The organism is Bacillus sp. GW823-FHT06B01, assembly GCF_058952315.1.
Window position 1 is genome coordinate 91,732 of the sequence record NZ_JBXAHR010000008.1, and the last position, 13,288, is coordinate 105,019.

Annotated in this window: 20 protein-coding genes; all 20 read right to left on the reverse strand. The window is 36.9% G+C overall.

Features of this window, described 5'->3' with window-relative positions:
* Window positions 1-20 precede the first annotated feature (20 nt).
* The 20 genes from AC1Q8N_RS26355 to AC1Q8N_RS26450 all read right to left on the reverse strand — a co-directional run bounded on the left by AC1Q8N_RS26355 (window position 21) and on the right by AC1Q8N_RS26450 (window position 13,278).
* Window positions 21-896, reverse strand: a complete 876-nt coding sequence (locus AC1Q8N_RS26355) for a 5'-nucleotidase, lipoprotein e(P4) family (protein WP_493521466.1) — start codon at window positions 894-896, stop codon at window positions 21-23.
* 10 nt (window positions 897-906) lie between these two features.
* Window positions 907-1,740, reverse strand: a complete 834-nt coding sequence (locus AC1Q8N_RS26360; protein WP_098392839.1) for a prohibitin family protein — start codon at window positions 1,738-1,740, stop codon at window positions 907-909.
* A 2-nt stretch (window positions 1,741-1,742) separates the two neighbouring features.
* Complete coding sequence (locus tag AC1Q8N_RS26365) at window positions 1,743-1,895, reverse strand: hypothetical protein (RefSeq protein WP_176523175.1); 153 nt, start codon at window positions 1,893-1,895, stop codon at window positions 1,743-1,745.
* Window positions 1,896-2,049: 154 nt separating this feature from the next.
* Complete coding sequence (locus AC1Q8N_RS26370; protein WP_098392840.1) at window positions 2,050-3,126, reverse strand: DUF2325 domain-containing protein; 1,077 nt, start codon at window positions 3,124-3,126, stop codon at window positions 2,050-2,052.
* A 200-nt stretch (window positions 3,127-3,326) separates the two neighbouring features.
* Window positions 3,327-3,605 carry a PQ-loop repeat-containing protein gene (locus AC1Q8N_RS26375; RefSeq protein WP_098392841.1) on the reverse strand — a complete coding sequence of 93 codons (279 nt, stop codon included), beginning with the start codon at window positions 3,603-3,605 and terminating at the stop codon, window positions 3,327-3,329.
* A 34-nt stretch (window positions 3,606-3,639) separates the two neighbouring features.
* Window positions 3,640-3,825, reverse strand: a complete 186-nt coding sequence (locus tag AC1Q8N_RS26380) for a hypothetical protein (protein WP_098392842.1) — start codon at window positions 3,823-3,825, stop codon at window positions 3,640-3,642.
* Window positions 3,825-4,829 carry a hypothetical protein gene (locus AC1Q8N_RS26385; protein ID WP_098640124.1) on the reverse strand — a complete coding sequence of 335 codons (1,005 nt, stop codon included), beginning with the start codon at window positions 4,827-4,829 and terminating at the stop codon, window positions 3,825-3,827. Before AC1Q8N_RS26385 ends, AC1Q8N_RS26380 begins: the two co-directional genes overlap by 1 nt.
* Entirely contained in the window at window positions 4,830-4,973 is a 144-nt protein-coding gene (locus AC1Q8N_RS26390) for a hypothetical protein (RefSeq protein WP_176545317.1), read from the reverse strand.
* Window positions 4,970-5,149, reverse strand: coding sequence for a hypothetical protein (locus AC1Q8N_RS26395; protein WP_493521467.1), 180 nt, complete (start codon window positions 5,147-5,149; stop codon window positions 4,970-4,972). The genes AC1Q8N_RS26390 and AC1Q8N_RS26395 overlap by 4 nt, the downstream gene beginning before the upstream one ends.
* A 193-nt stretch (window positions 5,150-5,342) precedes the next feature.
* Window positions 5,343-5,471 (reverse strand): hypothetical protein, encoded by a 129-nt coding sequence (locus AC1Q8N_RS26400; protein WP_255287555.1) that lies wholly within the window; start codon window positions 5,469-5,471, stop codon window positions 5,343-5,345.
* Window positions 5,472-5,606: 135 nt separating this feature from the next.
* Window positions 5,607-5,966: a hypothetical protein gene (locus tag AC1Q8N_RS26405; RefSeq protein WP_098392846.1), complete on the reverse strand. Its 360-nt coding sequence runs from the start codon at window positions 5,964-5,966 to the stop codon at window positions 5,607-5,609.
* A gap of 12 nt (window positions 5,967-5,978) precedes the next feature.
* Window positions 5,979-6,983, reverse strand: a complete 1,005-nt coding sequence (locus AC1Q8N_RS26410; protein ID WP_098640121.1) for an AAA family ATPase — start codon at window positions 6,981-6,983, stop codon at window positions 5,979-5,981.
* Window positions 6,976-8,112, reverse strand: a complete 1,137-nt coding sequence (locus AC1Q8N_RS26415; protein WP_493521468.1) for an RNA ligase — start codon at window positions 8,110-8,112, stop codon at window positions 6,976-6,978. Before AC1Q8N_RS26415 ends, AC1Q8N_RS26410 begins: the two co-directional genes overlap by 8 nt.
* Before the next feature lie 239 nt (window positions 8,113-8,351).
* Window positions 8,352-8,933 carry a hypothetical protein gene (locus tag AC1Q8N_RS26420; protein ID WP_098640118.1) on the reverse strand — a complete coding sequence of 194 codons (582 nt, stop codon included), beginning with the start codon at window positions 8,931-8,933 and terminating at the stop codon, window positions 8,352-8,354.
* Window positions 8,934-8,991: 58 nt separating this feature from the next.
* Window positions 8,992-9,135 (reverse strand): hypothetical protein, encoded by a 144-nt coding sequence (locus AC1Q8N_RS26425; RefSeq protein WP_176545316.1) that lies wholly within the window; start codon window positions 9,133-9,135, stop codon window positions 8,992-8,994.
* 495 nt (window positions 9,136-9,630) lie between these two features.
* Complete coding sequence (locus AC1Q8N_RS26430) at window positions 9,631-9,846, reverse strand: hypothetical protein (RefSeq protein ID WP_098392851.1); 216 nt, start codon at window positions 9,844-9,846, stop codon at window positions 9,631-9,633.
* A gap of 12 nt (window positions 9,847-9,858) precedes the next feature.
* On the reverse strand, window positions 9,859-10,173 hold the full coding sequence (locus AC1Q8N_RS26435; RefSeq protein ID WP_098640117.1) for a hypothetical protein: 315 nt from the start codon (window positions 10,171-10,173) through the stop codon (window positions 9,859-9,861).
* A gap of 18 nt (window positions 10,174-10,191) precedes the next feature.
* Window positions 10,192-10,395 carry an Acb2/Tad1 domain-containing protein gene (locus AC1Q8N_RS26440; protein WP_098392853.1) on the reverse strand — a complete coding sequence of 68 codons (204 nt, stop codon included), beginning with the start codon at window positions 10,393-10,395 and terminating at the stop codon, window positions 10,192-10,194.
* Between the two features lie 128 nt (window positions 10,396-10,523).
* Window positions 10,524-12,140, reverse strand: coding sequence for a single-stranded-DNA-specific exonuclease RecJ (locus AC1Q8N_RS26445; RefSeq protein ID WP_493521469.1), 1,617 nt, complete (start codon window positions 12,138-12,140; stop codon window positions 10,524-10,526).
* A gap of 79 nt (window positions 12,141-12,219) precedes the next feature.
* On the reverse strand, window positions 12,220-13,278 hold the full coding sequence (locus AC1Q8N_RS26450; RefSeq protein ID WP_098392855.1) for a DNA primase: 1,059 nt from the start codon (window positions 13,276-13,278) through the stop codon (window positions 12,220-12,222).
* Window positions 13,279-13,288: the final 10 nt, after the last annotated feature.

Here is a 13,288-nt window from a genome sequence, read left to right on the forward strand (position 1 = left end):
TTCATTATTTTTTACACTTGTTAGAATCCTTTTAAAGCATCCATTCGTGCTTTATTTTGGTCTTTGCTGTAATCATGATTATAGATAGTTCCTTCCCACTCGCCATATGCAGAGTTTGGAAGAATGATATATTTAGTACCGAAGTCATCCTTATGAGCTTTCAGTGCTTCTGCACGCTCTGAGACATTCTTCTTGTAAAAATCATCGCTATGGTCAGCTAGATTGTCTCCAATGTACAATAATACATTGTGATTGACTTCTACCATATCCGTGCGTTCTTGCTTACTAGAACTCTTGTCTTTTAGCATGATATGCTCACGGTCGATATCTCCTAAGCCAATCTTTTTCAGATTCTCTAGAGTACCTTCCATCTCACTCTTGTCTCGGTTAGAAACTAAGAATACTTCTACACCATTTTCCTGTGCATGTTTAATGAAATCAACTGCTCCTGCAATCTCTTCACCTTGAGCAGATTTAATCCATTCAGACCATTGGTCAGGGAATTTCTTCTCATTCTTCACAGCCCACGCCATGTAGTCCATATTATTGATAATAGTTTCGTCAATATCGAGTACTACAGCCTTATGAACGATTCCATTCTTCACAGCTTCATCTACACGCTCTTTAGCAACATTATACGCCTGTAAACGTAATGCATTTGCCTCAGCAGATGATTGAGTCCATAGGGTAGCCATAGCATTTTGCTTAGCCAATGAACCAACCTGTTCAGTTTTAACCTCAGTCTTCACAACTTCCTTTGGGAAAGCTTGATGAACTACAGCTCCACTGATACCACCGCCAATAATTAAGCCTGCTAAAGTTGCGCTGATTAACTTCTTCTTCATTTCAACACTCCTTTTATTCATTAAACTATGGAGCAGAAGATTCCGCTCCATAGTAGGTTAATTACTTATTTTCACCTTGAGGAATTGTTACCATTGGTGTTGCTCCGCCTGTAACGCTTGGTAATTTACCATCCCACTTCTTGATTGATTCGTAGTTCACAATCTCAGGAGATAATGATTGCTTAACAGTTTCATTGGCTTTTGCTTCTGCTTCTGATTGAATACGCTTAGACTCAGCTTCACCTTTTGCTTCTTCAATTTTCTTCTCAGCTTTAACAACAGCTTGCTTCTTCTCAATCTCTAAAGCTTCTAATTCTTGTTGTCGGTCAATTACTTTCTGTAATGCTTGCTCAGTTTGACCGTCAGCTTTTGGATTACCTAAAGTTACATTCTCAACAATGAATCCATGCTTCTTAACATCCTCTTGGAATCTCTTTTGAATCTCAGTGCGGATATTTTCACGGTTTTGGAACACTTCTAGAATCGTGTACTTAGATGTTACAGATAAAGCACTCTCTTTTAGACGTGATTTTAACCATGAATCTTCAATCGCCTCAGGCTTTGCACCTTTGAACTTGTTGAAGATATGAGGCAATTTCTCTACATCATTGAAGTAGTCGTATGTAATCTCCATTGTTAACGGCTTACCGTCTTTCGTAGCGATTGCTAAATCCTTGTAGTTAACTGTAGATGTAGAAATCGGATACTCTGTAACTCGGCTAAATGGAGATACTGTTTGCCAACCTTGAGATAATGTCTCACCTTTAACTCCACCGCTTGCACTGTAAACAACACCTGCTTGACCTTGCGAAATTTTAGTTGTACACATACCCACAATACCGCCTACAAAAATACTACCTGCTAAGAAAATTACTGCACCTTTTTTCATTGCCATTGTTAAATACTCTCCTTTTTCTCTTCTTTTTTTAATGTGTTCTTTGCTTTTCCTGACGTCTTCTCAATCTTGTCTAAGATTCCTAACTTTCCAAGAACCATTGCAATAGATATAAGAGCAACGCCAATTAAGATGAAACCTGCAACTACAGGCAATTTAAACACCTACCTCAAACCATTATTTTTAACACCTGTGGTTGGTGGTTAGAAGACACCTTCCTTACGATAGAAGCAAAGCATCTTCTAACCACCAACACTACAAGTTTTCATTATTTATTTCATTATTTATTATTATTTACACTTGTGATAATTATTTTAAGGTAACATGTACCTCTTTTGCTTTCTTATCTATTAGTTCTTTTGCCATTCTTACAAATCCACTTTTACCCTTGGTATGTAAAGAATCACATGGAATACCATTATCTTTACATAGTTGATTTGCTAAGATAGTAGCTCTATGTTTAACGAAGCTCAGCATTAGCACAACTGCATCTGCATCCTTCATAGTTGCCTCAAATCTTGATTCATCTTCCATTCCGTGAAGACATTCAAATTGTCCACCATGTCTTTCAACTGCATCTCTGAAACTAGCTTTCTCTACATCAAATCCAACCATAACAATCTTTTTACCTGCGAAGAATTGCTCATGCTTCTTCTTCTCTATAATAGGCTTCTTAGGTTCTCTTTTAATACTTGATGTATACTGTCTATTGTATTCATCTGTTGTTGCATGTTTCCAAACAACACGACTGAAATCAAGGTCATTTTTATCTACGCTGATATCAATAATATCCCCTGTCATGATGCTAAAGTTTCTAAAGTCATTGTCTGAGATAATAATCTCTGCTTTATGACCGTTAATCATAATAGGATTATCCATCCAATCCTTACTAGCTGTATAGCGATTACTTGAAGGGTCGTATTCTACGACAGCCATCTTAATCGAAATTACATCGGACAAACTATCACAACCACAATCATCTAACACAGTATATTTATATCGCTTTTCACCAATCTTATCGGCTTTAACGATGTCTCCATGCTGTAGTCCAAGTTCTCTGATGAACTTTTCGGGAACATATATATCCGTTCCATCTAAATAGCCACCTTTGATGTTTCTCTTAAACTCGTAACCCTCAACTTTGTTTTCTGTATGTAGCTGAATTGTATCTCCACTTAAATTAACGACATTTGATTGATTAGGCTCATTCGCTTCTTCACTCACTTCATTTAACCCATTGATGATATGAGGTAGTTGGCTATAAGCCTTTGCAAAGTCTAAGTATTTCACAACATCACTGTAAACTTGGTCTATATTTGAAACTTCTAAAGAGTCTACTATTTTTATAATGTTTTGTTTTGCTGATTCTATAATTTGTTTTTCCATTTTGTGATACCATCCCTATGTTCGTAATGTTATAAGTAAGTTGTGTTGTTATTATTTTTCTCACTTGTAACCTTTGTCTGTCATGTCTTAACTCACTTACAATAGTTATTGTACACTAGAAAAACGACTTTAGCAATACCTTTTTAATTATTTTTCACACTTGTATTTAAAATATTTTTTACACCTGTAATTAAAATGATTTATTTCTTTCGATAAATCAACACTTGAATAAGTACTATCATAGCTAGCCCTAAGTTAAACGTCTCTGTAATCAGATAGCCATATGTTCCAAATTTGTTATAAATCATAAATGCATTTGTGAACATAAGAGTTAATGCAATGTTTAACAATACCCAAAACCATAATGAGATGCTACTAACATCTTTAGTCTTATAGTTTTTAACAATCTGAGGGATATAACAGATTGATAAGAATACTGTTGCAATAATCGGCAATAATTCTAGTAATAACTTTTCCACGTCTTACTCACCTCCTTCAAATAAAAACATCCTTTTATTTAATAGTTACGAAGATATTTGGATGAGTTCGTCGAGCCATTCTAATAGAGATTATATGCTGAATCTGATGAATAGCTTTAGCCATGTCATCTACATCCGACGGATGAGTCTGTTCTAATGCTGTAAACTCATTCCATATCTCTGCTGTCTTATTTATAATAGACTCTTCCTCTTTTAACATTACCATCTACTCCAATAATGCCTGCGTCTATCTTCGTAATCTCGTTGTGCCTTAACAACTTCCGACAGACCATCATTATCTATATTCATGTCTTTCTTGTCAGCGACGAGACATCCTAATCTATGACCTTCAAGAGCGTCACCAAAGTATGTCGTCTTGAGATATCTTTGACGTTTAGCTTCACCGAAAGCATTTATCTTCTCTAGCACTTCACTTGTCTCGATATCTATGCGTCTCTCATTCTCGATTTTAAATGAATGAGTTTTCGATATTTTAAAATCCCATAAATACAGATTTTCTTTCCTCGCTAGAGCATCTTTGTCATCGCTTCTCAAATCTTTGCTCATCTCTTCGAAGTTGTGACCACTTCTCACAAATAACATGGCTTTGTACGGCTTAGATAACTCTCCTGTATGAATATCCACGTCAGCAGTGTATACGAATCCTAAGAAAACACTTTTACTTCCACTTAAAGTTTCATATTCATAGCCGACCTTCAAGTCACTCTTCTTGATATTCTTTGTGAAGGTCTTCTTCTTATTAGTATCTTTAACAGCTTCTTGATGGTCTTTCGAACCTTCTCGTACAAGGTTGGTCTGTGCGCCATCTTTAATGAAGCAGAAAGTCCCACTAAGTTTTCCACCTGCTAGAATACCTGCATTATTAATTACATCCATTAACGCCTTCTCACGTAAATCTACACGTACCTTATGTTCTCCAAGGTCTAAAACTACTTGATAAGCTCTTCCACCGTTTCCACGTTGCTTGAGGTCTGTGATAACAACATTATCAAAACCTTTGTTTTCTAATTCGAACACAGTCGGTGGAATAGTCCGCTCATTTTCTCGTTTATGAGTTTCATAATTGTAATCAAACTTATTCTCAGTAGCCCACTTCTCTGCTGTATCATGATTAGTCGCCTCTGAATCAACAGGGAACGCATGAAGAACACCATCTGTACTCTCAGATTTACAATAGAAGGTTACTTTCTTTGGTAATAACACTTACTCACCTTCTTTTTGTTTCAAGTAATTTTTTAGTTTCTTTCTAACTTCTTTCACTCTAGGACTATCAGAAGGCTTCTCTAAATACCGTTGAAGCCACTCTGCTTGCTCCTCGGTTATTATCATTGGTTCAATCTTCCTCATTGCTTCTTGCTCATCCAAGATTTAACCGCATTCTCTACTGCATACATAATTAGTATTGTTACACCTAATGAGACAGAAGTTGATGCAATTGAAGCAAGTACATCACCGCTATCTGCTAAACCTGTGCCAAAGCTAAGGATGCCCACTGCAAGGATAGTGAAGATGTTCTTCTCCATATAATTTATAAGCTTCATTTCGCAAAAACCTTTCTATCAATGAAATATAAAACCGCTAATGTAAAACTCATTGAAAATATAGTTGAAAAAATGGAGTAAACCATATCAAAACTCGTTACAAATCCTATCATGAAATTGCAAACGCATAGAGCAATCATGAAAGTGCGATTTCTTTTTAAAAACTTGATAAACTTCATTTAGTACACTCTCCTAAAAAACGCTCGTCGCACCATTCCCAAAAGTATTTAATGGCACAAACCACTGATGTTCCAATGAGAGCTAGCCATCCTGTGATTACAACAAATCCGCCTACGAATCCCATTTGAATCCTCCTGTTATCTTCTCTTCCTATTCTTAGTTTCCATCCAATGGATGAAATAACCTATTCCACATCCAAGAACAGCTAACCATCCTGTGATTATAATGAATCCCATTACAAAACCCATTGTTTTTCCTCCTAACCGTGTCTGACGCTTCCTCCTGCGTCTATAGAACCTCCGACTCTACCACATCGAACTGAGCCACCTGCATCAATATCTCCACCCACGTCATGAGCTGTTACGCTACCGCCTGCATCTACATAACCCTGTACATTGCGACAAGTAACAGAGCCTCTGCTTCGTAGGTTTCCTAATACATTTCCATCAATAGTTGTTGGAGCATCCGTTGTTAAGTCACGGATATCTCCTTCAACCTTAATGTCTAAGTGTCCCTTTAGTCCTTGAGCTTGAACAACACCATCAATGATGACTGTTCCGTTACTGATGTGGATGCTATTACCGTAATACGTGTTTCCGTTAAATGTAATACTTCCCATCTAAATCGCTCCTTAGTGTGCTAGAGTATCTGCATCTCGCAAGATTTCTAGCATCTCATATGTTTTATCTCCAACTAATCGTCTTAGTCGATTCTTTCCTTTTTCACCTGCATTCAACAGAACCATATGGAACTGAATCAGCTTAGTAACTTGAAGGATAAAATCATCATTATGTACTGCTTTAGCAAGAATTGAGCTAGCTATTTGCGCTCCTACGTTCTCATGTGAGATGAAGTTTGCATAGCGTGTTTCCTCACCGTCACGGCTCTCAAAATTCTTACAGTATGGTTTGCCGATATCATGAAGCAGTGCAGTCCACAGCATCACTAATCGGTCATATTCACTCCCATTATCAAAGTTGTCAAAGACATATTTGTATACATGGTATACATGACGACTCACAGAGAATGAATGATATTTCGAGTCCTGTGGCATGTTATACATGGCTAGGAACTCAGGGAAATACCCCATAAGACCTGTCATGATTTCCTCATGAGTTCCGCCACTTTGAACAATCTTCATAATGTCTTTGCGGTCTTCAATATCAAACACACCTTCTTGGCGCTGAATGATATATACATCATCCCAACCTTCCTCTTTGATTGGCACATTTAAACTCTTGTACGAGCGCTCAATCACGAAAGGTGGTACTGGTTTTCCTCTTAATCCATTATCTAAAAGAGCTACCTCAACAGCCGTATTAATGTAGTATACAAACTTCATAGCACCAGTTGCTTTGAAAGTACGGTTAAGTCGTTGAAGTAATCCGATTCTACGGTTACGATTGATATTTGTTGCATCATATACAACACTCTTCCCTTGCATTAGAGCTTCTACGGTTCGCTCAAACATTAGAGCAAACACCTCTTCGTTATTGCGTTCATTGTCTTCACCATGTAACTCTTTACCAACAACGTCAGAGGAAAGTAGAATTGCGTCATCTTGTTCCGCTAGAAGCTCTGCGAACGTTGATTTTCCGCTTGCAGGGATGCCTACCATCATCATGAATTTAAGCATCTTCTTCTTCTCCCTCTTCGATGAAATCTCTGTAGTTTTTGTAGATATACATCTTGATTACATCAATGTTAATCTTCTTCGTGTCATAACCAGTGAAGATTAGAGATTGATATCTTTTCTCTAGAGATTCATTATTTTTTACATTTGTAGCAAAATCTTTACGAGTCTCTGCATTAGCAAGACACTCATCTAATATGTATTGAAGGTTTTCAGTAATTGTCATAGCAAGTGCGTCCCAATTATCTTGGAATGCTTCTACTTCTTTACGGAACTCTTCGGGAACTTGCTCGATTAATTCTTTCATTTTGCCAGTGTGCCAAGCCTCTAGTTTTCGCTTGAGTGATAATCCATAAGCTACACGGTGTACAGCCATATAATCATCGCCCTTTACTTTCAATCGCTTGCCATTATCCCACTGCAATACCCAACCTTCTTCATTAGCAGGAATTTCACTCTTCATTTTGATTACTTCATCTATTGTTAAATCTACTTGCTCGGTCACAGGCATATCTAACATTTGACCAATAGCTTTTAACGAATCCATTGTTAAATCAATCGGGAACTTACCTCGAATGTCAACAGCTCCAATAAGAATTAAGTCAGACATTCCTTCATAATCCACGACAATTCGTGTCTTAGGGTCAATGATTTCAACTAATAAAGTGATTCCTCGTAGCGTTTCACGGAGCTTTTCATCCTTAATGATTTTGGTAGCATATTTTCTATCCCAAATCTCATTCGCAATAAACGCCTGTTTGGATTCAAAAGAACCTCTAGTAGCCCAAAATAAAGCATTACCCATCATGTAACTGATACCTAGTGAACCATCCTGCTTCACGGTTAGCGTTGGTGGATTACAGTCACATCGTGGAATATCACGCTGATACTCTAAATTCTCATCCATATTAAAGAACTTTGGAAACGGCTTAGCAACTACCTCTAATGTATTCGTATCGAGGATTAATCCTCGTGCCATCATCGTTTCGTTGTTCCATCGACGGTCAACAACTGCTCGGTTCGTGTAATTGAGAATTACTAGATTCTTAAACCAAGGATGTCGTTTCTCAGTAATGTAGCCCTCTTCTTTTTCAAGTTGAAACTTCTTATAATCTGCTAAAGTGAACTGCATTCGAACACCTCTATTCTTTATTCTGTTTTTTATATTCCTCTATAATTTCACGCTTTCTTAGATACTGCATCCATTTCCTAGTACTCACCTTCATAGTGTCTTTGCACTTAGGACAAAAGCATATAATCTTTATCTCACTTTTGTGAGTGTATCCTGTCCAAACTAATTCTCTTTCTTCATCGAGACGCTTCCAATCGTGTTCACAGCTTTTAAGCCATCTAAGCCACTTAAACATCCAATTACATCTCTTTTACGTCAACTTTGTACTCAATTGAGTTGCATAGCATCTTGGCGAACTTCTCAATCTCTTCCTTCACAGTACGAGTTTTAGTGAATAATGACTTGCGCTCACTTACTTTCGCTTTCTTTCGGCTTTCCACTAACTCTGCTTGAGCTTTTAAAGATTTCAATTGAACATCTAAACTATCAATCTCAATATCCACCTTATTTAATTCCTCTTGCATTGCTAATTCAGCAACTTCTAGTTCTGCATTTAAACCTTGAATATTCTCAAGTAAATCTTTTGCAATCTTGCGGTTTGTTTTGTCAGGATAACCGTAATCCGTTTTATATAATGTAACTAACGCTGTGTTGTCTGTGTCAGCTACTAAAATGATGTCACCGTTAATATAGAAATTTCGAGTGATATTTGATTCACCCAACTGTCCCTTCCAAATGAAGATGGCATGTTCCATCATCTTTTTGGCGTCCTCGGAAATCTTGTCTTGATTCGTAGTTACGAATAAGCTGATTTCTTCTTTCCCTTTGATGTTCTTGATACGCTGAGCATATCGTCTTTTGAAATGTTTTGTTACGTTCATTGTTTATCCCTCGTTTCATTATTTTTTACACTTGTAATGAAGGACAATGACTCATCCCTCAGTATTTTTTAAAGAATACATAGTATGCACATACGACTAGTAATGTGAGAGTAATAACTCCCCAACCACTTCCGATGAACATGCCTAAGATACCAAGTAGAAGAGCCATAGTAAGTATGATTCCTACGATTACTAAGCACATATTTATTCCCTCCTAAAAGGTATATGTTCATTATATTTCACATATGAGCATAAGTCAACAATAAATTTCATTATTTTTTACACTTATTAAAACATTATATTTGTATAAAACTCATCTTTTAAACAAAAAAGAACCCTCCGACTGGAAGGTTCTTCTTCTGTGTATTTTGCAATACACGCCTATGATTTCTTATTATACCTTTGATATAATATTACGTCAAATAACGAAAAAGAGCTTCGCTTTCGCAAAGCCCTCTTCCTCATCTGCTAACGCCACTAGCAGGTGTTTTGTTGTGTGTGTTGTAGTTAGTTGGTAGTAATTTCTTTACTTCATGAGACAAACTTTTAAAAACCCAAACTCGAAAAAATAATAGGAAATAGTATAAAAAAGTAATTCAACTTATGTTCTGTGTAAGCTTTGATTTGTTTTGCTTACAAGATATATATTATCATTATTTTAAACACTTGTAAACCCTAAAATTAATTATTTTTTACATTAATGAGCGTACAGTAAATTCTCTCTCTCCATCTTCCTGATTGCCTCTCCGTATGTCATCGTGTGATTGTACAAGACCATCGCACTAAATTTCCCATTAGAAGACATTTGATAGCTTACTTTGACCACTTTGTCTCCTAATGTTTCCAGTACTTCATTTAAGTTGCTCTCTAATCGCAAATCTGTATTAGCTGTTACAATCTTAGTTCTAAGCATTCTTTCCCTCTCCTAACTCTTAAACTTAAATAGTTTTACCTTCAAGAACTTCTTCAAACATCCTTGCAAGAACAGTACAAATACACCTAATACAATTGCAGGTAATACAAGCGGTGTACGAAGTAAATCATACAAAGTAAAGTATTCACGCTCAAAGAACGTCTGTCTAATTGCATTTGTCATTGGGAACGGTTGTCGCTTCGTGTAGTAATGGTACTTGCTATATAATCCAAATGCATTTACTAATGTGAAAATCACATAGACAATCCATAACAGGAATAACCACCATTGCATTCCAAAGATTTCATACGTTAAAAATTGATACATATCTCTTTCTCCTCTCTATTAATTACGTGCGATTGATGCGTTAGCCCAAAATACAGCTTCTTCAATCTTCGTGATAGCTAATGACTTCTCACGGCTGTTAGGACATAAGCTATCAATTAAGTTAGCAAAATGTAAAGCTTCATTTCTAATATCTACATACTTCTCCACTTGCCCCTCTTTCGGTGGGTGATGTGTAAAGTTATTTTTCAATTGTTCTTTCATAATATTAATCTCCTTTTCTTCTAAAATACTGAGCTATCTAACTGCTTCAACCACCTCATATGAGGCTGTGGGTCTTTCGGGGTTACAGGTTTATAGCTCGCCTACTGTTAACCCTTGTTCGGCAAATTTTACATATGTCGGTAATCGTCTAAGATTACTTGAATCGTAACGATGTTTTTACGATATCCCCAGTGGAAGAACTCATTGATGTTCAGCTCTCCAACAATCTCAATATTGTCGAACGTATCTACATCATTAGCATACTCACTGTTCTCACGGAATCGAATCGCATCTAAACAGTTGGTAACAAGCTTAACTGTGTCTTTGTTTTTGCCCATTACTTTGCGCTCATCAACCATCAAATCAGTTACTCGGACTTTGACTTTCTCGAAGCCATTACCTGCAATACGGTTAATCTCTTGCAATTCCTCTACGAATCCCATCGTTACATCTCGACCTTTCATTTCTAGGTCGTATTCGATGTCATCTAGGAAGATGTCCATATTAATGTGTTCATTGAAATATTCTCGTAGCTCTTCTACGTTCTCAGCTACAACTTCCACACCGCCTGCAAATGGATGACCAACAGATTTCTTTACAAGTCCAGTTCGTTTTAGGTAGCTGTTCATGTTGAAATCTCCCATACTTCGGAAACTTCCTGCAATCTTATCTCCAAAATCACGAGCTACAATAGCAGGTCGCTTATATTTCTGAGCAATCTTATTGGCTACTAATCCATTAAATGATTTTGACGGGTCATTACCAATCGCAATGATAATCTTGTCATTTGGATTAACTTGCTCTTCGTACATCTTCATAAGCTCGATTTCTTTCTTCTTACGGTCATCATTCAGCTTAACCATCTGTTTGACAATCTTCTTGCACTCTAATGGGTCACGCTCTAATAGAAGTTCAATTGCTAATTCAATCTTATCCATTCGAGCTACACCGTTAATTAGAGGCGCAATGCTGAATCCAATAGTAGTAGATGATACTTCATCAAATTTTACATTGGCATTGTCCAAGATAGCTTTAAGTCCTTCATTTTGAATGTTTGTGATACCATCCATAATTAATCGACGATTTTCCATTACAGATAGATTCATTACATCGGCTACAATACCAACTGCAACTAAATCTAAGTAATCTTCGACCATTCCAGTACCAAAGCTATCATCAAGCACTTGAACTACTTTATATGTAACTCCTGCACCACTGATTGCTTTGTTCGGGTAATCGTCCATTTGCGGATTTACAATCGTTGCATATGGATTTTCTACTTCGAAATCATGGTGGTCAATTACAAGTACGTCCATGCCACGCTCCACAAGCTGTTTACATCCTTTTACTGAGTTCGTAGATGAATCTAATACAACAACTAGTTTTGTCTCATCATCAATTTTGTCCACCTGATACTCGACACCGTGACCTTCTGCACGCTGATGGTAAACGTAATATACATTGTCTGTAAACTGGGAAAGATAATCGACGAGGATTGCAGTGGATGTTACGCCATCGGCATCTACGTCAGCACTGACCGCAATTCTTTCTCCTTTTAATACAGCCTCTTTAATTCGCTCAGCAACTTCACGAATGTTGTTCAGCAGATATGGGTCATGCAAAACATTTATTGGTGGGTTTAGAAACTCCTCAATGTTCTCAATACCTCTTATCTTTGCTATCTTCTTCATAAGTGAATCCGCTTTCAAGATTCTCTTAGTTGGTTTTCTTTTAATCCAATCCATCAAACACTCTCCTTATTTAAAGACGAGCCGAAGCTCGCCTATTCATTATTTTTTACACTTGTAACGCATTTATTAGAGCCTATAGCTCTCTTCCACGTACAAAGAAACAGTTCTCTTCAAGTAGTTTCTCAAAGACTTCTTGTCCTTTATCTACTGGTGCTTCCTTTCCTTCTAGCAAGCCTTCTACATCAAAAATCGCATGTATTTCACGATTAGTAATCTTCTCAGCTTGGCTGTATACAAATTCAGCATCCTTATCTTTATCCATCGCAAAGATTATTTGTACATCGTGACCAAGATTCTTAATTAATTGAGCCTGTACATCACTTAATTCATCACCACAGATTGCTATACACTCTCCGTATCCATATTGATGAGCAAACATTACACTCTTCTCAGATTCAAAGATGATAACTCTCTTAATGTCTTTGATTATTGGTGTTGCACGATACAGGTTGAACAGCTCAATACTCTTATTACATGGATGTAAATAAAGGTATTTCCTTGAGTCATTCACGACTGTTCTTCCTTTGACTCCAACCAATTCTCCTCTTACATCTCTGATAGCAAACACAATCCGTTCACTCAAGATATCGAATCCGACCTCAAATTCACATTGTGTTTCCCATGATAACCCTTCATCTATCCACCATTGAGCAGGACACATGTCATAGTATTTATAGGTTTCTTCTTCATCCAATACATCATTAGGCGTTATCTCAGCTAAGTCTACGACTCTTGTACGTTTCTTCTTGATTGGTTTCAACCAATGTAACAAGTCTTTCTTCTTTTTCTTGTCTTTGCTCAACAAGTGATGACAATCAAGAATATCGACTAACCATTCTTTTGCTCTGTAGAGGTCATTTTGCATCTCATCTTCTGTTTTACAGTCGTGTTTGATGTAGGATACTAGTGAATAGATATCTCCTGTCATGCCTCTTGAGCGTATATGAGCAGATAAATTGTCATTGATACGCACTTGAACACTACGCCTATTGTTACTATTAAACTTATCAGGTAATTGAGCCTCATAGCGGTTGTTTCGTAATTCAATATGACTACATCCAAGCTCCTCAAGGACGAAATCTATCTTTTCTTTTTCTAAGATAAATTGTTTAATCTTCTTTAAATCAGACACCGCAATACCA

Bases quoted from the DNA above. Each gene is read 5' to 3' on its own strand.
- AC1Q8N_RS26355 (WP_493521466.1), bottom strand. From the start codon at position 896: ATGGAGCGGAATCTTCTGCTCCATAGTTTAATGAATAAAAGGAGTGTT.
- AC1Q8N_RS26360 (WP_098392839.1), bottom strand. From the start codon at position 1,740: ATGGCAATGAAAAAAGGTGCAGTAATTTTCTTAGCAGGTAGTATTTTT.
- AC1Q8N_RS26370 (WP_098392840.1), bottom strand. From the start codon at position 3,126: ATGGAAAAACAAATTATAGAATCAGCAAAACAAAACATTATAAAAATA.
- AC1Q8N_RS26380 (WP_098392842.1), bottom strand. From the start codon at position 3,825: ATGTTAAAAGAGGAAGAGTCTATTATAAATAAGACAGCAGAGATATGG.
- AC1Q8N_RS26390 (WP_176545317.1), bottom strand. From the start codon at position 4,973: ATGAGGAAGATTGAACCAATGATAATAACCGAGGAGCAAGCAGAGTGG.
- AC1Q8N_RS26395 (WP_493521467.1), bottom strand. From the start codon at position 5,149: ATGGAGAAGAACATCTTCACTATCCTTGCAGTGGGCATCCTTAGCTTT.
- AC1Q8N_RS26400 (WP_255287555.1), bottom strand. From the start codon at position 5,471: ATGGGATTCGTAGGCGGATTTGTTGTAATCACAGGATGGCTAGCTCTC.
- AC1Q8N_RS26405 (WP_098392846.1), bottom strand. From the start codon at position 5,966: ATGGGAAGTATTACATTTAACGGAAACACGTATTACGGTAATAGCATC.
- AC1Q8N_RS26410 (WP_098640121.1), bottom strand. From the start codon at position 6,983: ATGCTTAAATTCATGATGATGGTAGGCATCCCTGCAAGCGGAAAATCA.
- AC1Q8N_RS26415 (WP_493521468.1), bottom strand. From the start codon at position 8,112: ATGCAGTTCACTTTAGCAGATTATAAGAAGTTTCAACTTGAAAAAGAA.
- AC1Q8N_RS26420 (WP_098640118.1), bottom strand. From the start codon at position 8,933: ATGAACGTAACAAAACATTTCAAAAGACGATATGCTCAGCGTATCAAG.
- AC1Q8N_RS26425 (WP_176545316.1), bottom strand. From the start codon at position 9,135: ATGTGCTTAGTAATCGTAGGAATCATACTTACTATGGCTCTTCTACTT.
- AC1Q8N_RS26430 (WP_098392851.1), bottom strand. From the start codon at position 9,846: ATGCTTAGAACTAAGATTGTAACAGCTAATACAGATTTGCGATTAGAG.
- AC1Q8N_RS26435 (WP_098640117.1), bottom strand. From the start codon at position 10,173: ATGTATCAATTTTTAACGTATGAAATCTTTGGAATGCAATGGTGGTTA.
- AC1Q8N_RS26440 (WP_098392853.1), bottom strand. From the start codon at position 10,395: ATGAAAGAACAATTGAAAAATAACTTTACACATCACCCACCGAAAGAG.
- AC1Q8N_RS26445 (WP_493521469.1), bottom strand. From the start codon at position 12,140: ATGGATTGGATTAAAAGAAAACCAACTAAGAGAATCTTGAAAGCGGAT.